Annotated in this window: 18 protein-coding genes and 2 tRNA genes; 19 read left to right on the forward strand and 1 reads right to left on the reverse strand. The window is 41.5% G+C overall.

Annotated elements, in window-relative coordinates:
• Positions 1-6 precede the first annotated feature (6 nt).
• The 12 genes from NQ508_RS06115 to NQ508_RS06170 all read left to right on the forward strand — a co-directional run bounded on the left by NQ508_RS06115 (position 7) and on the right by NQ508_RS06170 (position 13,756).
• Positions 7-1,290, forward strand: a complete 1,284-nt coding sequence (locus NQ508_RS06115) for a DUF5716 family protein (protein ID WP_022416049.1) — start codon at positions 7-9, stop codon at positions 1,288-1,290.
• Positions 1,265-2,044, forward strand: a complete 780-nt coding sequence (locus NQ508_RS06120; RefSeq protein ID WP_006426769.1) for a hypothetical protein — start codon at positions 1,265-1,267, stop codon at positions 2,042-2,044. Before NQ508_RS06115 ends, NQ508_RS06120 begins: the two co-directional genes overlap by 26 nt.
• Before the next feature lie 107 nt (positions 2,045-2,151).
• Complete coding sequence (locus NQ508_RS06125; protein WP_006426768.1) at positions 2,152-3,009, forward strand: amino acid ABC transporter substrate-binding protein; 858 nt, start codon at positions 2,152-2,154, stop codon at positions 3,007-3,009.
• A gap of 70 nt (positions 3,010-3,079) precedes the next feature.
• Positions 3,080-3,730: an amino acid ABC transporter permease gene (locus tag NQ508_RS06130; RefSeq protein WP_006426767.1), complete on the forward strand. Its 651-nt coding sequence runs from the start codon at positions 3,080-3,082 to the stop codon at positions 3,728-3,730.
• Positions 3,731-3,742: 12 nt separating this feature from the next.
• Positions 3,743-4,426, forward strand: coding sequence for an amino acid ABC transporter ATP-binding protein (locus tag NQ508_RS06135; protein ID WP_006426766.1), 684 nt, complete (start codon positions 3,743-3,745; stop codon positions 4,424-4,426).
• A gap of 224 nt (positions 4,427-4,650) precedes the next feature.
• On the forward strand, positions 4,651-6,078 hold the full coding sequence (gene purF / locus NQ508_RS06140) for an amidophosphoribosyltransferase (RefSeq protein ID WP_044919621.1): 1,428 nt from the start codon (positions 4,651-4,653) through the stop codon (positions 6,076-6,078).
• Between the two features lie 51 nt (positions 6,079-6,129).
• The gene (gene purB, locus NQ508_RS06145; RefSeq protein ID WP_022416053.1) at positions 6,130-7,563 is read left to right on the forward strand and encodes an adenylosuccinate lyase; all 1,434 of its coding nucleotides are present in this window, start codon (positions 6,130-6,132) and stop codon (positions 7,561-7,563) included.
• Between the two features lie 139 nt (positions 7,564-7,702).
• A complete protein-coding gene (locus NQ508_RS06150; protein WP_161158753.1) occupies positions 7,703-8,554 on the forward strand; it encodes a hypothetical protein in 852 nt (283 codons plus the stop codon).
• A gap of 124 nt (positions 8,555-8,678) precedes the next feature.
• The gene (locus NQ508_RS06155) at positions 8,679-9,839 is read left to right on the forward strand and encodes a threonine/serine exporter family protein (protein ID WP_006426761.1); all 1,161 of its coding nucleotides are present in this window, start codon (positions 8,679-8,681) and stop codon (positions 9,837-9,839) included.
• Entirely contained in the window at positions 9,839-10,315 is a 477-nt protein-coding gene (locus NQ508_RS06160; RefSeq protein ID WP_006426760.1) for a threonine/serine exporter family protein, read from the forward strand. Before NQ508_RS06155 ends, NQ508_RS06160 begins: the two co-directional genes overlap by 1 nt.
• A 126-nt stretch (positions 10,316-10,441) precedes the next feature.
• Complete coding sequence (gltX, locus tag NQ508_RS06165; RefSeq protein ID WP_022416055.1) at positions 10,442-11,905, forward strand: glutamate--tRNA ligase; 1,464 nt, start codon at positions 10,442-10,444, stop codon at positions 11,903-11,905.
• 9 nt (positions 11,906-11,914) lie between these two features.
• On the forward strand, positions 11,915-13,756 hold the full coding sequence (locus tag NQ508_RS06170; RefSeq protein WP_006426757.1) for an ATP-dependent helicase: 1,842 nt from the start codon (positions 11,915-11,917) through the stop codon (positions 13,754-13,756).
• Here the strand turns inward: NQ508_RS06170 and NQ508_RS06175 are convergent.
• Entirely contained in the window at positions 13,739-14,050 is a 312-nt protein-coding gene (locus tag NQ508_RS06175; RefSeq protein ID WP_022416057.1) for a DUF1292 domain-containing protein, read from the reverse strand. The two genes, NQ508_RS06170 and NQ508_RS06175, sit on opposite strands and share 18 nt — an antisense overlap.
• 142 nt (positions 14,051-14,192) lie before the next feature.
• Here NQ508_RS06175 and NQ508_RS06180 point away from each other — a divergent pair, with 142 nt between their 5' ends.
• The 7 genes from NQ508_RS06180 (at position 14,193) to rpoD (ending at position 20,917) form a co-directional block, all read left to right on the forward strand.
• Positions 14,193-15,212 (forward strand): sugar ABC transporter substrate-binding protein, encoded by a 1,020-nt coding sequence (locus NQ508_RS06180; RefSeq protein ID WP_006426755.1) that lies wholly within the window; start codon positions 14,193-14,195, stop codon positions 15,210-15,212.
• Positions 15,213-15,241: 29 nt separating this feature from the next.
• Positions 15,242-16,999, forward strand: a complete 1,758-nt coding sequence (locus NQ508_RS06185; RefSeq protein ID WP_080543119.1) for an alpha-amylase family glycosyl hydrolase — start codon at positions 15,242-15,244, stop codon at positions 16,997-16,999.
• Positions 16,959-17,504 (forward strand): DUF5662 family protein, encoded by a 546-nt coding sequence (locus NQ508_RS06190; RefSeq protein WP_006426753.1) that lies wholly within the window; start codon positions 16,959-16,961, stop codon positions 17,502-17,504. The genes NQ508_RS06185 and NQ508_RS06190 overlap by 41 nt, the downstream gene beginning before the upstream one ends.
• Before the next feature lie 109 nt (positions 17,505-17,613).
• Positions 17,614-17,698, forward strand: a tRNA-Leu gene (locus tag NQ508_RS06195).
• 43 nt (positions 17,699-17,741) lie between these two features.
• A tRNA-Leu gene (locus tag NQ508_RS06200) sits at positions 17,742-17,826 on the forward strand.
• Between the two features lie 163 nt (positions 17,827-17,989).
• On the forward strand, positions 17,990-19,768 hold the full coding sequence (dnaG, locus tag NQ508_RS06205; RefSeq protein ID WP_044919619.1) for a DNA primase: 1,779 nt from the start codon (positions 17,990-17,992) through the stop codon (positions 19,766-19,768).
• Positions 19,769-19,807: 39 nt separating this feature from the next.
• The gene (gene rpoD / locus NQ508_RS06210) at positions 19,808-20,917 is read left to right on the forward strand and encodes an RNA polymerase sigma factor RpoD (protein WP_006426751.1); all 1,110 of its coding nucleotides are present in this window, start codon (positions 19,808-19,810) and stop codon (positions 20,915-20,917) included.
• The last annotated feature ends 8 nt before the right edge of the window (positions 20,918-20,925 follow it).

The raw sequence follows: 20,925 nt of genomic DNA on the forward strand, positions 1-20,925 counted from the left end.
ATGATAATGAAAAAAGGAAGTATTCTGGGAGTTGATCTGAATGAAAAAAGCTGTCAGATCAGCTACTATGATGAGAATAAAGAAGAGCCGGAAACGATGGAGGCAGCAGTAGACAATTATCAGATTCCTCTGATACTGGGATATTATAAAGACCGATGGGTTTACGGACAGGAAGCAAAACGGTTAAAAGAAGCAGGAGAAGGAGACATTGTCACACATCTGTTCCGGAAGGCCGTGAAAAGAAAAAAAGTACGTGTAGGAGAAAAGATACATGACGGAGTATGGCTCCTTGCCAAATTTGTCAGTCTGATGCTGAAAAAGTTTGAAAAGATTGATTATATTACATTTTCTGTTCCATATACGAATGTGGATATGTCAAAGATGTTAAAGGGGATCGGTAAACATATAGGTGTGCCCGGAGAGTGTGTGTTCGTACAGGATTATAAGGAAAGCTTTTGCCAGTATATGTTCTATCAGCCAAAAGAACTGTGGCAGTATGAATCGGCGTTATTCTACTGCGATGCACAGGAGATACGTGCATATATGCTCAGACGTCTGAATACAGTGAGCACAAAAAGCAGAGACATGTTCGTAACAGTAGAAGAAGTTGCCAATGCACATATGAGGGAACTTGAGGCTATTTATCCTGTGCTGAATGTGGACAAGGCGAAGGATGCCGATGAAAGCTTTAAATCATTTATTCAGAATGTGTTTGATAAAAAAGTAGTATCGTCGGTTTATCTGACAGGGGAGGGGTTTGAAAATAACTGGTATCCGAATTCTCTGAAGGTGTTATGTAACGGAAGAAGGGCCTTTCTCGGAAATAATCTTTACAGTAAAGGTGCCTGCTATTCGTCCATGCGTTATGCAGACCCTTATGACGATGGACCGATTTATCTTGATGGGACGAAGATGACAGAACAGATTTGTCTGCGCATGCGTATTGCGGGGCAGGAAGGCTGGTATCCGATCGTTGCATGGGGAACACATTGGTATGAAGCTGATGGACAGTGGGAAGTAATACTGGAAGATACATCTGATATTGAGATTCATATAGAGTCACTGGATGGAGAAGATCTTAAAGTGGAAACTGTTTCTTTGGAAGGACTTCCGGAACGTACGGATTATTCGTTGAGGCTTCAGATAGAAGTGATGTTTCTGGATGAGCGTACGTGCAGACTTCGTTTCAAAGATGTGGGATTTGGCGAGTTCTATCCGGCATCAGACTTCTTTGTAGAAAAGGAATTACATTTAGGAGGTATCAATGGGCAGTTTAATTCTTTGTCATAAAAAACGGGCCAAAAGACCTTTCGAAATATCCAGGGTGCACATGCGGATTTATACAATCGAAGAATTGTGCTATTACATCTGCAATAATCTGTATCTGATTGATTATACAATTGTGAACGAACGATTATGCAGATGGATCGGTGATGAACTGGAACTTCCGGAATTGTCATCCGAACTTCGAAGACTTCTCCGGGAAAATGGTTCCATGGAAGAATTTGTACTTACGATTCTGAAAGAATCTAATATATATGCGACAGCTGAGATCCACAAAATGCAAAGTGTTCTGGAGCAGCTGCAGTCACAGAGAGATGTAGAAAAAGAAAAATATAAGGCGGACAGCTTACAGAACAGTAAAGAATATGAATCGGCGATTCTTGTATATCAGTCTATTATTAACAGAGATTGGGATGAATCGGTAGATAAGAAGTTTTATGGGCGTGTATATGCGAGTATGGGGGCAGCATACGGGCATCAGTTTTTGTATAAAGAGGCTGCAAAAGCTTATCAGGAAGCGTATAAGATATGTGAACAGCCGGATATGTTAAAAGCATATCTCTATAGCTGCTACAGAGCGCTTCCTCATGAAGAATATATTAAGTTGTTGTCGGGAAATCCGGTGCTTCTAAGTCTCGATACTGTGATACAGAATGAAATAGACCAGACTAAAAAAGAAATTGGTCTGGATATTCCGGAAGAAAAGCTGGAAGAATGGAAAAAGGAATACCGCAGGATTGACAAACACCGCAGAATATGATAATATATCCAAAGATTTTAGTGTGATAAAGTAATCAACTGCTAAACTAGTAAAAGAGTGTAGTGGCTGTTTGGCACACGTAAAAGGAATACAGGAGGATATATGTAATGAAAAAGAGATTAGTACTGCTCCTTGTTACGGCAATGGCAGCTACAACGGTATTGGCAGGATGTGGGAGTAAAGATTCCGGTTCATCTGATAATGGGAAGAAATCGTCAAAAGAAGCAAAGATAGAGAATGATGATGATACATTGATCGTTGGATTTGATGCTTCTTTCCCGCCATATGGATATAAAGACGACAGCGGAGAATATGTTGGATTCGACCTCGATCTTGCACAGGAGGTATGTGACAGAAACAACTGGAAACTGGTAAAACAGCCAATTGACTGGGATTCCAAGGACGCGGAACTGAATTCTGGGACGATAGACTGTATCTGGAATGGATTTACTATGAACGGTCGTGAAGATGATTACACGTGGTCAGATCCATATATTGATAACAAGCAGGTTGTAGTAGTCAGAAGTGATTCCGGTATTGATGATTTTGCCGGGCTGAAGGGAAAGCATGTGGAAGTACAGACGGATTCTTCCGCACTTGCGGCACTGGAAGGGGATCAGAAAGATCTGGCGGCAACATTTGCAGATCTGAATCAGGTTGCTGAATATAATACAGCATTCATGGATCTGGAATCTGGTGCATGCGATGCAATTGCAATGGATATCGGAGTTGCGAACTATCAGGTGAATTCAAGAAAAAATCCGGATGATTATAAGATCCTGGATAAAGAAATTTCATCTGAACAGTATGCGGTTGGATTCAAAAAAGGAAATACAGAGCTGAAAGATAAAGTCCAGAAGACACTGGATGAAATGGCAGAAGACGGAACAGTGGATAAGATTGCAGAAAAATATGCAGATTACGGAGTTCCGGGAGCTCTTTGTATAGGAAAGAACGGTAAGTAAAATGAAGGGGCCAACCCCGGAGGGGATTGGCTCTTTTTTACTCGCTTGAAAGAACTGGAGGATGTAACAGATGGAGATAGGAACACTGATAAGAGAGCTTGGTGGAGGAATGTGGATCTCGGCAGAGATATTTATCCTGACATTACTCTTTTCTCTGCCTCTTGGACTAGTAGTTGCATTTGGCAGAATGTCGAAGATCGCACCGGTCAGATGGATTTCAAAATTATACATATCAATTATGAGAGGAACACCGCTGATGTTGCAGCTTATGGTGGTGTATTTCGGACCTTATTATCTGTTTGGAATGCGAATTTCCACAGGATATCGTATGACAGCAGTACTGATTGGTTTTGCAATTAATTATGCGGCATATTTTGCAGAAATTTACAGAGGCGGAATTGAAGCAATTCCGGTGGGACAGTATGAAGCGGCAAAGGTGCTTGGGTATTCGAAAGGTCAGACATTTTTCCGTATTGTATTTCCACAGGTGTGTAAACATATTCTGCCTGCCGTGACGAATGAGATCATTACATTGGTAAAAGATACTTCACTTGCATTTGTATTGGCGGTAACTGAGATGTTTACTATGGCAAAGCAAATCGCAGCGGCACAGACCTCTATGGTTCCATATATCGCGGCCGGTATCTTCTATTATGTGTTCAACCTGCTGGTTGCGATGATCATGGAGAAGATTGAAGAAAAATTGAATTATTACCATTAGGAGGAATAGACCATGAGTCTGCTTGAAATGAAAAATATTAAAAAAAGCTTTAATGGAGTAGAAGTTCTGAAAGACATTTCTCTAAAGGTAGAAAAGGGAGAAGTTCTGGGTATTATCGGCCCGTCGGGTTCCGGTAAATCGACACTTCTTCGGTGTGCGACAGGACTTGAGACTGCGGATGCGGGAGAGATTCATTACGAAGGAACATTCGGACTCGTATTTCAGAACTTTAATCTGTTCCCGCATTATTCGGTGATGAAGAATATTACAGATGCGCCGATCAAAGTGCAGAAGCGTAAGAAAGAAGAGGTTTATAAAGAAGCAAGAGAGCTTTTAAAGAAGATGGGACTTTCCGATAAGGAAAATGCATATCCATGTCAGTTATCGGGCGGACAACAGCAGCGTGTATCGATTGCGAGAGCACTTGCGCTGAATCCGGACATTCTGTTCTTTGATGAGCCGACGTCGGCATTAGATCCGGAACTTACTGCAGAGATTCTGAAGGTCATTCGTGAACTTGCAATGGAACATATGACGATGGTAATTGTCACCCATGAGATGAATTTTGCGAGAAATGTATCTGATCATGTGATTTTTATGGACGGGGGAGTGATCGCAGTGGAAGGAACTCCGGAGGAAGTATTTGATTCATCGAATGAAAGAATGAAAGAATTTCTGGGGAAATTCAATGATTAATCGTCATGCGTTCAAAAGAGATTGTATGTTAAAATTCTAATGAATAAAACACGATTATAAGTAGAACTTATTAAAAGACGCGCTATAAATAATGTATCGGTACGAGTACAAGGCAGGTGGAAATATTGCTTTTCCTTCTGCCTTGTATTATACTAATATAGCAAAATGCTTTTTAAAGACAGTTTTGACAAATGAAAAATTTGAAAAGAATGGAGTCTGCATTTATGAGTGAATTTGAAAAAGTAACAACAGGACTGGGTGAAGAATGCGGTGTGTTTGGAGCCTATGATATGGATGGCGGAGATGTTGCACCATCCGTTTATTATGGACTTTTTGCATTGCAGCACAGAGGACAGGAAAGCTGTGGTATTGCGGTGACGGATACATATGGAGAGAGAAAAGTACATTCCAAGAAAGGCCTTGGACTGGTAAATGAAGTATTCGATGAAGAGTCGCTTCAGGAACTGAAGGGAAATCTTGGTGTCGGACATGTCAGATATTCGACGGCGGGCGGTTCCAGAGCAGAAAATGCGATGCCGCTGGTTATTAATTATGTGAAAGGAATTCTTGCGATCGCACATAATGGTAACCTGACCAATGCAATCGAGCTTCGCCATGAACTGGAGTACACAGGCGCAATTTTCCAGACAACGATTGATTCTGAAGTGATTGCATATCATATTGCCAGAGAACGTCTGAATGTAAAGAAGGCAGAAGACGCGGTGAAAAATGCGATGAAGAAGATCAAAGGTGCATATGCGCTGGTTGTTACCTCGCCGAGAAAATTGATCGGAGCAAGAGATCCGTTCGGACTGAAACCGCTCTGTATCGGAAAGAGAGATAATACATATTTCCTTGCTTCCGAAAGCTGTGCGATTGCTGCCGTTGGCGGAGAATTCGTAAGAGATGTAGAGCCTGGAGAAATTGTAAGCTTCACAAAACATGGAATGAAATCGGATAAATCCATGGCGATCGATCCGAAGAAGCAGGCAAGATGTATTTTTGAATATATATATTTCGCAAGAATGGACAGTGTGATTGATAATGTTAATGTCTATCATGCAAGAATTGTTGCGGGAAAGGCACTGGCAGAGTCGTATCCGGTAGATGCTGATCTGGTTGTTGGCGTGCCGGATTCCGGACTGGTTGCGGCAAAAGGATATTCGGAACAGTCTGGTATCCCGTATGGAATGGCATTCCATAAGAACAGTTACGTCGGAAGAACATTTATTAAGCCAAAACAAAGCCAGAGAGAAAGCAGTGTAAAGATTAAGCTGAATGTAATTGAAGAGGTTGTAAAAGGAAAACGTATTGTTATGGTGGATGATTCTATTGTACGTGGAACAACCTGTGCGAATATCATTAAGATGCTCAAGAAGGCCGGAGCAAAGGAAGTGCATGTAAGAATCAGTTCCCCACCGTTCTTACATCCATGTTATTTCGGAACAGATGTGCCTTCAAATGAACAGTTGATCGCACATTCTCATACAACGGAACAGATCCGTGAGATGATCGGGGCAGATTCGCTTGGATATATGGAAGTTGAAAAGCTGAAAGATATGGTTGGAGATCTGGCATTCTGTGATGCATGCTTCACGGGAAATTACCCGATGGAAGTACCGGGAAGAGATATTTCACTGGCGTTTGAATAAAAAACAGGTTAAAATAGTCAGGTAGAAGAATTGATGAAGGAGATTATGAGTATGAGTAACGACAGATATACAAGTCCACTTTCAGAAAGATATGCAAGTAAAGAGATGCAGTACATTTTTTCGCCGGATAAGAAGTTCCGCACATGGAGAAAACTCTGGATCGCTCTTGCGGAGACGGAAAAAGAACTGGGACTTGATATTACAGATGAACAGATTGAGGAATTAAAAGCACATGCAGATGACATCAATTATGATGTGGCAAAAGAAAGAGAAAAAGTAGTCCGCCATGATGTAATGTCTCATGTATACGCATATGGAAAACAGTGTCCGAAGGCAAAAGGAATCATCCATCTTGGAGCAACTTCCTGCTATGTAGGTGATAATACAGATATCATCCTGATGTCAGAAGCACTGGAAATCGTCAGAAAGAAACTGATCAATGTGATCGCCGAACTTGCAAAGTTCGCAGATGAACACAAGAATCTTCCGACACTGGCATTCACACATTTCCAGCCTGCACAGCCTACTACAGTAGGTAAGAGAGCAACGCTTTGGATGCAGGAATTTATGATGGATCTTGAAGATCTGGAATATGTGAAGGGAAGCTTAAAACTTCTTGGATCTAAGGGAACGACAGGAACACAGGCAAGTTTCCTGGAACTCTTTGACGGAGATCAGGAGACGATCGATAAGATTGATCCGATGATCGCCAAGAAGATGGGATTTGAGACCTGCTATCCGGTATCAGGACAGACTTATTCACGTAAGGTGGATACCAGGGTTGTGAATGTACTTGCAGGTATCGCAGCAAGTGCCCATAAGATGTCCAATGATATCCGTCTCCTTCAGCATCTGAAAGAGATTGAAGAACCGTTTGAGAAGACACAGATTGGATCTTCTGCAATGGCATATAAGAGAAACCCAATGAGAAGTGAAAGAATTGCTTCACTTTCCAGATATGTGATGGTGGATGCCATGAACCCGGCAATCACTTCTGCGACACAGTGGTTTGAAAGAACACTGGATGATTCAGCAAACAAACGTCTCAGCGTACCAGAAGGATTCCTTGCAATTGACGGTATTCTGGACTTGTGTCTGAATGTAGTAGACGGACTGGTTGTATATCCGAAAGTTATTGAAAAGAGACTTATGTCAGAACTTCCGTTCATGGCTACAGAGAACATCATGATGGACGCTGTAAAAGCCGGTGGAGACAGACAGGAACTTCATGAGAGAATCCGTGAATTATCTATGGAAGCAGGACGTAATGTAAAAGAAAAAGGACTGGATAATAACCTGCTTGAACTGATCGCAGCAGATCCGGCATTCAACCTTTCACTGGAAGAATTGCAGAAGACAATGGATCCTGCCAAATATGTAGGACGTGCACCGGTACAGGTGGAGGCATATCTGAATAATGTGGTAAATCCGATGCTGGAAGCAAATAAGGAAATCCTTGGCGTAACAGCGGAAATCAACGTATAAAAGGATATAAAGAAACTGCTAAAAAGAAAGTGGTATCTCGAGTGTGGCGAGATGCCACTTTCTTTCCTTAAGTACGTGCTTTATAATCATATATATAAACTATAAGTGAAATGTCAGGGAAGAAGGTGGATAGATGGGAATGAATATACAAAAGAGTGCCGGTGTAAAAGCAGATACATTTATATTAAAACGTAATAACATGGACAGATGGATCCGAATGGATGTGGCTATGTTGATTATATTGGCAATTTGTACCCGTCTTGTCGCAGGAATAATGAATGTGGAGAAGATGGATGCTTATACAGGATCCGGTGAAGGATTCTGCAAAGCAGTATCGGAAAGTCATGGCGTGGATATGGTAAAAGATTGTTTTGAATTAGGAACTCAGAAGGTTTTGGATGTAAAGAAAACTGCGAAAAGTGTATGTAAGTCTGTGACGATAAAGAAAACGATGCAGGATGTAATAAGACCGACGGAAACAGAAGAAATAATTCCGGAAGTAAAAGGTGTTCCGGAAGCAAAAGACGGGAAAGCTGCATGGGCAAATATGGACTCCGCGAAAACAGAGACCATAACGCAGGAAACAGTTACGGATAAGAGTGTTCCGGAATCTATAACAGGAAAAATAACAGAAGAACCTGCAGGAGAACCAATGACAGAAGACTTGTTGAACCTGGAAGGCTTTAAGGTGAATTCAGAAGGCGTGATAGAAGGATATGAGAATCTGGATCTGATTCTGTGTGATGGGATGATCATCTTTCCGGCAGATGAAAGATGCAGCGGAATAGGAGAACATGCACTGGATGGAATTTCGGATGCGGTAGAAGTCTATATTCCGGCGAATATTACTTTTGTTGCACCAGGAGTATTGGAGAAGATAGGCGGACTTATGTATATTGAAGTTGCACCGGATAATCCGGTGTATGAAAGCCGGGATGGGATGCTTTACAACAAGGGAGGAGAACTTATAAGCCGGCCGAATGGAAGATGATATAATTGGGGTAAAAAGGGTGTGCGAAAAGCACATCTTTTTTGCGAAAAAATGCTCTAGGATTTTAGAATGACAGGTGTTATAATAGGCAGGGTCAAGAATCAAAAAAGGAGCAGAACGAAAAATGAATATTCGACAGGTGACAGACGGGAAAGAAGATTATATAGAATTACTTCGAGCTGGTGACCCGGATGAATCCAGAATTCGAAAATTGCTGGAAAAAGGAGAACTGTTCTTACTGGAAGAACACGGAAAGCTCCGCACACTTTGTATAGTGATATTTTCAGAAGAAAAGAAATGTGAGATTAAGAATATCGTAACCATAAAAAAGGATCAGGGAAAAGGTTACGGCAGATATATGATACATTATATATGTGAACATTACTGTGCGCAGTATGACTGGGTATATATGAAGAAGGAACGTTGCCTGGACATCATGGAATTTTGCGAAAAATGCGGATTTTCTGATGAAGATGAGAAATATCTGAAAAAAGAACTGATGTCTGAGATTGATACAAAACGTGTGATCAATCTCGCGATGGAAGCAGGACGGATGCTTCTGAAAAACGGAGGAGAAATTTTTCGTGTGGAAGAGACGATGATGCGGATCTGTCATAGATTTGGAGTGAAATATGTAGATTTATTCACATTGAGTCACGGACTCTTTATTTGTGCAGGAACTGATAAAGAAAAATTATATACAAAAGTTAAACAAGTACCGCTTTCTTCTACACATCTGGGAATCGTAGCGGAAGTAAACGATCTTTCCAGAGAAATTGCAGCAGGGCATGTAGGGATAGAAGAGGCCTGGAAAAAATTAAAACAGATAAATAAAATGCCGACAAAAAGGATATCCTATCAGATTGCAGCCGCAGGTTTGAGTGCTGGGGGACTGGGATATCTGTTGGGAGGAACACCGATGGAGGCGTTTGTGGCGATTTTTGTCGGCTGTGTCGTGTTTGCGTGGTCATTGTTTGCAGGAAAACACGGAATTTCCAAAATCCTGGTTCACATTGTAGGAGGAATTATTATTGCTTCGATGGCGTTGGCAGCAATGCAGATACCGGCATTTGGAAATCTGCGGATGGAAGGAATTGTAACAGGCGGAATCATGCCATTGGTACCGGGACTTGCTTTTGTAAATGCAATCCGTGATCTGGCGGACAGTGATTATCTGGCGGGTACAGTGAAGATGATTGATGCGGTCATGGTATTTGTATATATTGCAATCGGAGTCGGGGCAGCTCTGACGGTTTATCATCATGTGTTGGGAGGCGTTTTGTGATGGTCATAAAAATTGTAGCAAATCTGGCGTGTTCGTTTATCGGGACGATAGCATATGCGGTCATGTTCCAGGTGCCCAGAAGATTTTATATAGGATGTGGAATTACGGGATCGGTGGGCTGGATGATATATAAGCTCGCTTCTGTATATTGTTCTGTTGCGGTAGCATCATTTATTGGAACAGTGTGTACTGTGCTGGTGGCAAGAATGTTGACGGTACGGCTTAAGTGTCCTATTACAATTTTCCTGATTTCGGGAATTATCACGTTAGTACCGGGTGCCGGAATATATTTTACGGCATATTATCTGGTGACCAATCAGCTTGCTATGGCAGCGGTAAAAGGATTGGGAGCGGTAAAAGTGGCTTTTGCAATCGTGCTTGGAATTGTGTGTATCGTGTCTATTCCGAGAGAAGTTTTCCAGAAAGAATATTGGATCGAGAGAAAACTCAAAAAACAGCAAAAAGGAAAGATATGATAGAAAAGGTTGCTGTCAGTTACAGACTTGTGCTACAATGAAAGGACGAATAGTGTTCTAATGTATGTAGTAATACATAGATTTCATACATTTAAAAACAATAAGAAACAGGAGATAATGATAGTTATGAGTAAGGTAAGAACAAGATTTGCACCAAGTCCTACAGGAAGAATGCATGTAGGAAACTTAAGAACAGCGTTGTATACTTATTTGATCGCAAAGCATGAAGGCGGAGATTTTATTCTCCGAATTGAGGATACAGATCAGGAACGTTTTGTGGAAGGAGCACTGGATATTATTTATCATACTCTGAAAGAAACAGGACTGGTTCACGACGAAGGTCCGGATAAAGATGGAGGAGTAGGTCCATATGTACAGAGTGAACGTAATGCACAGGGAATTTATCTGAAATATGCAAAACAGCTGATTGAACAGGGGGATGCTTATTATTGTTTCTGCGATAAAGAGCGTCTGGAATCGCTGAAGAGTAAAGTTTCAGATGAAGATGGCGGAACAGAGATTGTTGTATATGACAAGCACTGCCTGCATTTAAGTAAAGAAGAGGTTGAGGCGAATCTCGCAGCGGGAAAACCACATGTTATCCGTTTTAACATGCCTACAGAAGGCACAACAACATTCCATGATGAGATTTACGGAGATATTACAGTGCCGAATGAGGAACTGGACGATCTGATCCTGATCAAGTCAGACGGATATCCGACATATAATTTTGCCAATGTTGTCGATGATCACCTGATGGGAATTACACATGTAGTGCGCGGTAATGAATATCTGTCATCTGCACCGAAGTATAATAAGATTTATGAAGCTTTTGGATGGGATGTACCGGTATATGTTCATTGTCCGCTTATTACAGATGAGAACCATAAGAAACTGAGTAAACGTTGCGGACACTCTTCTTACGAAGATCTGATCGAGCAGGGATTTGTGACAGAGGCAGTTGTAAACTACGTAGCACTTCTTGGATGGTCACCGGAAGGAAATCAGGAGATCTTCTCACTGGAAGAACTGGTAAAAGCATTTGATTTCCATCGAATGAACAAGTCACCGGCTGTATTCGATCTTGGAAAACTGAAGTGGATGAATGGGGAATATATCAAGGCTATGGACTTCGATAAGTTTTATGAAAGAGCCGAGAAGTATGTCCGCGATGTTATTACAAAAGATTATGATCTGAAGAAGATTGCAGCACTGGTAAAATCAAGAATTGAGATTTTCCCGGATATCGAGGAACAGATTGATTTCTTTGAAGCAGTACCGGAATATGATACAGCTATGTACTGCCATAAAAAGATGAAAACGAATGAAGAAAATTCACTGGAAGTATTAAAAGAAGTTCTGCCGCTGCTGGAAGCTCAGGAAGATTACAGCAATGATGCATTATTTGCACTTCTTAAAAAGTATGTTGATGAGAAGGGCGTGAAAGTAGGATATGTAATGTGGCCAATCCGTACTGCAGTTTCCGGAAAACAGAGCACGCCGGGTGGTGCAACAGAGATTATGGAAATTCTTGGAAAAGAAGAATCTGTAAAACGTATTAAAGACGGAATTGAATTATTAAGCAAGTAAGGGGATTCTATGAGTTTAAATCATGCTCAGACAGAGGCAGTCGCCCATAATAAAGGACCATGTATGGTCCTTGCCGGTCCCGGTTCAGGGAAAACTCTAACCATTGCAAAGAGAATAGAATATCTGATCATGAAGCATAAGGTAAGGCCAGAAGAAATTCTGGTCATTACCTTTACTAAGTATGCGGCTTGGGAGATGAAAAACAGGACCCGAAGTATATGTGGTCCTTCTTCTTATGCAGTAACATTCGGCACATTTCATGGAATATATTATGGAATTTTGAAATGGGCGTATCGCCTGAATCAGTCGAATCTTTTATCGGATGAAGAAAAGTACAGGATATTAAGAGAAATTTTACCCGGAATTGACTGGGATCAGGAACCGGAGGCAGATGAAGAAAAAGATTATCTGCAGGAACTGGCGATCGAGATAGGAAATGTAAAAAATAACTGTATGGATATTGAAGAATATGAGCCGGTGAAATATACGACAGAGAAATTCCGCAAACTGTACAGAACCTATGAGGAGACAAAAAAGAAATATCGTAAAATTGATTTTGAGGATATGCTGATACAGTGCAGAGATCTTTTTATGAAACGGCCGGATATCCTGAAAAAATGGCAGGAAAAATTTCAGTATATTCTTGTAGATGAATTTCAGGATGTGAATCAGGCACAATATGATGTGGTACGGATGCTGGCGGCGCCTCAGGACAATCTGTTTGTGGTAGGGGATGATGATCAGTCAGTGTATGGATTCAGAGGGGCAAAGCCGGGAATCATGAAGGAATTTATGAAGGATTATCCAAAGGCCAGACAGATCCTTCTGGATGTCAATTATCGCAGCAGCGGATATATTGTAAAAGGGGCTCTGCGTGTGATCGGAAATAATAAAATCCGGTTTGAAAAAAAGATAGAGGCATTCAGGAAACCAGATGAGACAGTTCATGTTCAGGAAGTAAAAGATCCGGTGCAGGAAGCGGAATATGTGTTGGAAAGGATTCGCGAATACCGGGAAAAAGGTGTATCGTATACGGAAATGGCTGTATTGTACAGGACAAATGTGGATGCAAGGGCAATGTCAGAACTGATGACGGAGTATCAGATCCCGTTTGTGATGAAAGAACATTTGAATAACATTTATGAGCATTTTATAGCACTTGATATGATCAGTTATCTCCGTTTGTCACAGGGAGAATATGACAGAAAATATTTTCTCCAGATTGCGAACCGGCCAAACCGCTATCTTACAAGAGAGAGTATGAAGACGGGAAATGTTTCTTATGAATCACTCCGGAGATATTACCGGGATAAAGACTGGATGGTTGACAGAATCGATCAGCTGGAATGGGACATGAAGATGATCTGTGACAAGACACCGTATGCAGCCATTCAATATATACGGAAACGCATGGGATATGATGAGTTCCTGAAGGAATATGCAGCATACAGAAAGATTTCTTCGGAAGATCTTTTTGCAGTGCTCGAAGAAATCTGGCAGAACTCCAAGGGGTATGGCACCATAAAAGAATGGTTTGAACATATTGAAAGTTATGGAAAAATGCTGAAAGAACAGAATAAGAAAAACGGAGAAAAAGAAGGGGTAAACCTGATGACAATGCATGCTGCAAAGGGACTTGAGTTTGATACCGTATTTGTGATTGAAGCAAATGAGGGAAGCTGCCCATACAAGAAAGCAACTGCCAACGAAGAAATAGAAGAAGAACGCCGGCTTTTTTATGTGGCGATGACAAGAGCGAAGAGAAAGCTGGTTATCAGTTATGTAAAAGAAAAAAACGGGAAAGATCTTCTCCCTTCCCGTTTTGTATCCGAATTACTCCTCAATGTCTGATTCGTCGAATTCCTGGGAATCCATCCATTCATCAAATGCATCCGCTGCAATTTCATATTCTTCATCGTCTTCAATGTTGCCGAGGTCAGGTTCGCCGTCCTCGGTTTCATTATACTGATAAAGATAAACATCACCAGCTTCATTCGGCTCAAGATTTTCGTCCAGAGGCAGCAGGGCAATGTATTCCTTGCCTGCAGCTTCATATACTGTGAGGATTGCACATTCGATGACTTCGTCATTGTCAAGTGTAAGCTCTACTGTGGTGTAGCCTTCTGTTTCCTTTGTGTCGCTCATATCATAGTCTCCTTTACTAATTTTAAAACTTATCTTAACTTTAACAAAGAAAGCGATAAAAAGCAAGATGATAGTAGTCAAACAGACAAAAATGTTGTAAAATGTAGCTGTATGTAACGCAATAATAAGGAGGAATAACAACATGATGAAGAAGAGAATGTTAGGAGTGATCGCAGTATTACTCGTATGCATTTTCGCATTATCCGCATGCAAAAAGGAAGCAGGAAAACCAGTGGATAATGCAGTCAGTGAGGATACAACAGATGATTCGGAGGATACAGATCAGACAGATGATGCAGGAAAGTACAAATTTGGCTTTTCTGTAATTGATATGCAGAATCCGTATTTTATAACACTTGAAGAGGCCGTACAGCAGGTCGTGGATAAAGAAGAGTGCACAATGGTAGTAAAAGACCCGTCGTCGGATGCGGATACGCAGGCGGAGCAGATACAGGAGATGATCGATGAGGGGATTAATGCAATCTTTCTTTGCCCGGTAGACTGGGAAAAGATTACTCCGTCATTACAGGCTTTGCAGGAGGCTGGTGTGAAGATCATCAATATAGATTCACAGGTGAAAGATACAGACTATATAGATGCCTATGTCGGTTCTAATAACAGCGAAGCGGGTAAGCTCTGTGGTAATGACCTGATTGAAAAATATCCGGATGGCGGGACAGTGGCGATTCTGGAGGCAACAAAGCAGAATTCGATCAATGACCGTATTACGGGATTTGAGCAGACAATTGCCAAAGCGGAAAAAGGATTTGAAGTCGTAGCAAGAGAAGATACCAACGGAACGTTCGACAGTGCACTGGAAGCTGCAAAAAAGATCCTGAATGAACAGCCGGATATTACTGCGATTATGTGTGGAAATGATCAGATGGCCGTGGCAGCTAAGACTGCATTGAATCTTGCTGGAAATGATCAGACGGTTGTATACAGTATAGACGGCTCTCCGGATATAAAAAAAGAATTAAAAAAGGCAGATGGTCAGATTGCAGGAACCGTTGCACAGTCGCCGGTCAACATCGGAAAGAAAGCGGTTGATATTGCATTGGATATTCTGGAAGGGAAAGATTTTGAAAAAGAGACATCCGTAGATGTATTTATGATCAATAAAGAGAATGTTGAAATGTATGGCGCAGATGGATGGCAATAGGCGTCAGCAGACAATGGGAAGGAAATAATATGAGAGAGGTTCAGGGATATCCGTTACCGCTGGGGGTTCAGATCAGTGAGAACAAAATAAATTTTTCGATTGCAGTTCCGACAGAGAAAAAATGTCAGCTGTTAATATATCGTGCAGGAAGAAAACGACTGTACAGACAATTTGAGATGGAGACGGCAGTGGGAGAAGTACGCTGTATTGCACTTACGGATATCGAACCGGAAGAGTATGAGTATAATTATTTGATTAATGGTGAGGTTGTTGTGGATCCTTATGTGCAGGCGCTGGCCGGAAGAGAGCATTGGGGTGTAAAAAAAGAGACCGCCAGACATGAAATCAGAGGCCGTTTTCTGTCACAGGAGTATGACTGGGAGGGAGACCACACTTTACAGATTCCTTATCATCAGGTAATTGCCTACAGTCTGCATGTAAGGGGATTTACAAGACATGCTTCGTCGAAGGTAAAGTCGAAAGGAACGTTTCAGGGGATTATAGAAAAGATAGATTATCTTACAGATCTTGGAATTAATCAGATCCATTGTATGCCGGTGTATGAATTTGAGGAATGCCAGACATATAGAAATTACTGGGGATATGGAGAAGGGTTCTATTTTGCTCCTAAGAGTGCATATTCTTCGGATGGTGATGGGGCCAGAGGACTTAAGGATATGGTCAAAGCATGCCATAAAGCCGGAATAGAGGTTGTGCTTGAAATGCCGTTCTGTACAGGTGCAGATAAGATGATGATGCTGGAATGCCTGCGGTATTATGTGATGGAATATCATATAGATGGTTTTATACTGAACCCATTGGTCATTCCGATAGAAAGTGTTCATGCAGATCCGGTTTTGAAAAAAACAAAGATAATGGAACACGAACTGGGATTCCAGACAGTGATGCGTCGTTTCCTTAAAGGCGATGAAGGCATGATTCCGGATGTGATTTACTGGCTTAAGCATCATTCAGAGAAACAGGGAATATTTAATTGTATTACAGATCAGAACGGTTTTACTTTAAATGATCTTGTATCCTATGACTCAAAACACAATGAGGAAAATGGAGAAAAGAATCAGGACGGACCGGATTATAATTACAGCTGGAACTGCGGGGCGGAAGGGCCAAGCAGGAAAAAAGCTGTTACAGAACTTCGAAAACATCAGATTTATAATGCGTTTTTCCTGTTACTTCTTTCACAAGGAACACCATGTATACTGGCAGGAGATGAATTCGGTAACACCCAAAAGGGCAATAATAATGTTTACTGCCAGGACAATTCTGTCGGATGGACGGACTGGCGGGGGCTGGAAAAGAAAAAGATGTTACATGATTTTGTTAAAAAACTGATTTTATTTAGAAAAGAGCATGATCTTCTGACACCCGAGAGGGAACTTCAGGGGATTGATCTGAGTTGCTGTGGCGTTCCTGATGTATCGTATCATGGCGAGGAAGCTTGGCAGGTGCCGAAAGAAGTATCAAGCAGACAGCTTGGAGTATATTACAGTGGAGCCCGGACGAAGAATGCGGATTGCTATGTGGCATATAATATGCACTGGCTGGAGCACGTATTTGCGCTGCCGGCGTTGCCTAAGGGATATGGGTGGTATGTAAGAGCAACGACAGATCGTGGAATTCTGGATTACCCGGAACTTTTAAAAGACCAGAAAAAAGCAGAGTTAAAAGAGAGGTCGATCGCGGTGTTTACGGCGGACCGGATTGTGGAGGTTGAGACGAAGAAAAATGAAAGCATTACAACACTTACAGACGATCAATCATCATAAATATCTTGTTATGAAAGAATGTTTTGAAGTAGGACTTTATAAGCAGGGCCTTCTTCATGATATGTCAAAATATTCTCCGACGGAGTTCCTTGTGGGATGTAGGTACTATCAGGGAAATCGAAGTCCGAATAATGCGGAAAGAGAAGCAACCGGATATTCCTGGGCATGGCTTCATCATAAAGGACGGAATAAGCATCATTATGAATACTGGATTGATTATAGTGTGATACCGGGGGAGGGCATGGTTGGTTTGAAAATGCCGCTTCGGTACGTGGTAGAGATGTTCATGGATCGTATTGCAGCTTCAAAGACTTACCAGGGAGAAGCATACAGAAACTGGCATCCATTGGAATATTACGAAAAGGGTGCGGCAAGACTTGGAAAAATGATTCATCCGGATACGGCAAAACTTTTGCATGAATTGTTAGAGATGCTGGCCGAAGAAGGAGAGGAAAAAACTTTTTCATACATTAAGCATGTACTGCTGAAACAGAAGAAATATTAACAGTTTATGCAATAGTTCAAAAAAATTAAAAAATTTCAAAAAAACTGTTGACAGAATAACAATTCTCATGTATTATATATCTTGTCTTCGCGAGAGAGCAAAGATGAATGCGGAAGTGTCGGAACTGGCAGACGAGCAAGACTAAGGATCTTGTAAGCATTGCGCTTGTGTGGGTTCAAGTCCCATCTTCCGCAGTTACCTTTCCTGATAGGAAGGTGAAAATTACATAATGAATGCGCGGAAGTGTCGGAACTGGCAGACGAGCAAGACTAAGGATCTTGTAAGCATTGCGCTTGTGTGGGTTCAAGTCCCATCTTCCGCATTCATCATTAGAAAAGGACTTTCATTTATATGGAAGTTCTTTTTTTGCTTCTATATTCATAATACCCCAATATATCATTATACACGAAAAAGTCAATAAAAAAAGAAAAAAATTAAAGGAAAGCAAAAAGTTTTGTCGAATAATAATAATGAGGAGATTCAAAATGTATTATTCTGATGAGATTATTGAAGAAGTAAGATCAAGAAATGATATCGTAGATGTGATATCTACTTATGTAAAACTGCAGAAAAAAGGAAGCTCATATTTTGGCCTGTGCCCGTTTCATAATGAAAAGTCTCCTTCTTTTTCTGTCAGCAGACAGAAGCAGATGTATTATTGCTTTGGATGCGGGGCAGGAGGAAATGTATTTACATTTCTGATGGAGTATGAGAATTATACATTTGTTGAAGCGTTGAAATATCTGGCAGACCGGGCAGGAGTGGAACTTCCGGAGGAAGAGTATTCCAGAGAAGCAAAAGAACGTGCGGATACCAGAGCGATACTTCTGGAGATCAACAAAGCTGCAGCACAGTATTATTATATACAGCTTAAGAGCAGCCGGGGTGCGGTCGGACTGGAATATTTTAAAAAGCGTAAGCTTAGTGATGAGACCATTAAGGCGTTCGGTCTGGGTTATTCGAATAAGTACAGCGATGACCTGTATCGGTATCTGAAGTCCAAAGGGTATAAAGATGATATGATTGCCAAGGCGGGATTGATCAGCATTGATGAAAAGAACGGGGTGTATGACAAGTTCTGGAATCGTGTGATGTTTCCGATCATGGATGTCAACAGCCGGGTGATCGGATTCGGCGGCCGTGTTATGGGCGATGCAAAGCCAAAATACCTGAACTCCCCGGAGACAATGATCTTTGATAAAAGCCGGAATCTGTATGGCCTGAACCGGGCAAGGCGTACCAAAAAGCCATATTTCCTTTTGTGTGAGGGCTATATGGACGTGATATCATTGCATCAGGCAGGATTTACCAATGCGGTTGCATCACTGGGTACAGCACTGACACCGGGACATGCTGCACTGATTCACAGGTATGTACAGGAAGTGTATCTGACTTATGACAGTGACGGGGCCGGTACAAGGGCGGCATTAAGAGCGATGCCAATCCTGAGAGATGCCGGAATCACAGCAAAGATCATAAGAATGGAACCGTATAAGGACCCGGATGAATTTATTAAGAATCTGGGCGCAGAAGCATTTGAAGAGCGAATTGCAAGTGCGAGAAATGTATTCATGTACAGTCTGGAAGTCCTGGAGAAAGACTATGATATGAATTCACCGGAAGGAAAGACGGAGTTCATGAAGGAGACGGCAAGAAGGCTTACACAGTTTGAAGAAGAAATTGAACGTAATAATTACATAGAAGCAGTGGCAAAGGTCTATCATGTTGGATTTGAAGAGCTTCGAAAACTGGTCGGTAAGATGGCGGTACAGACAGGACTTGCAAAGCCTGCAGAAAGACCGAGGGAGATACAAAATAACAGGAAGAATAAAAAAGAAGACGGAATTTTAGTATCCCAGAAGGTGTTGCTTACATGGTTGATTGAAAGTGAAGAGATTTTTCACCAGATTGAAAAGTATATTACACCGGAAGATTTTTCGGAAGGACTTTTCAGAAAAGTGGCAGAACTTTTATATGAACAGTATGAAAAACATGAAGCCAATCCGGCGCAGATTATGAATCATTTTACAGATGAAGAGGAACATCGGGAAGTGGCAGGACTGTTCCACACGAAGATCAAAGAACTGACAACGGTGAAGGAGCAGGAAAAGGCACTGCAGGAGACAATTCTGAGAGTCAAGGAACACAGCATTGAAGAAGCAACAAAGAATCTGGATCCTACAGATATTCAGGGATTGCAGCGCCTGATGAATGAAAAAAGAAAGATGCAGGATCTTCGGACACTGCATATTTCCATTAATTAAGGATAAAATATAAACAAGCAATGAGAGGATGGACATTACATGGACGAAAATATTGTAAAATTCCAGGAAAAATTAAGAGAACTTGTATCACTTGGAAAAAAGAAAAAGGGAATCCTGGAGATTCAGGAAATTAATGATTTCTTCTCTGATATGGAACTGGATTCAGATCAGATGGAGAAGGTATTTGATTACCTGGAAGCAAACAACGTTGATGTGCTCAGAATCAGTAATGACGATGATGATATTCCGGATGAAATCGTAATGTCAGACGAAGATGATATTGATGTAGAGAAGATTGATCTTTCGGTACCAGATGGAATCAGTATTGAAGATCCGGTACGTATGTATCTGAAGGAAATTGGAAAGGTGCCGCTTTTGTCGGCAGAAGAAGAAGTTGAACTGGCCAAAAGAATGGCAGATGGGGACGAGGAGGCAAAGAAGAGACTGGCAGAAGCAAACTTGCGTCTGGTAGTAAGTATTGCAAAACGATATGTTGGTCGTGGCATGCTGTTCCTTGACCTGATCCAGGAGGGAAATCTGGGACTGATTAAGGCAGTAGAAAAGTTTGATTATCATAAAGGATTTAAATTCAGTACTTATGCTACGTGGTGGATCAGACAGGCTATTACAAGAGCAATCGCAGATCAGGCAAGGACAATCCGTATTCCGGTTCATATGGTTGAGACAATTAATAAACTGATCCGCGTATCCAGACAGTTACTGCAGGAACTTGGGCGTGAACCTACGCCGGAAGAGATTGCAGCTGAACTTGATATGCCGGTAGAAAGAGTAAGAGAAATCCTTAAGATTTCTCAGGAACCTGTTTCTCTGGAAACACCGATCGGTGAAGAAGAGGACAGTCATCTTGGAGATTTTATTCAGGATGATAATGTACCGGTACCGGCAGAAGCGGCAGCCCAGACACTTCTGAAAGAACAGCTTGACGAGGTTCTGGATACTCTGACAGAAAGAGAACAGAAGGTATTGCGATTAAGATTCGGTATGAACGATGGACGTGCACGCACACTGGAAGAAGTTGGAAAAGAATTTGACGTTACCCGTGAACGTATCCGTCAGATTGAGGCGAAAGCGCTCAGAAAGCTCCGTCATCCGAGCCGCAGCAGAAAATTAAGAGATTATTTAGATTAAGAAAAGAG

The sequence above is a fragment of the Dorea longicatena genome (genome assembly GCF_025150085.1).
Taxonomy (GTDB): domain Bacteria; phylum Bacillota; class Clostridia; order Lachnospirales; family Lachnospiraceae; genus Dorea_A; species Dorea_A longicatena.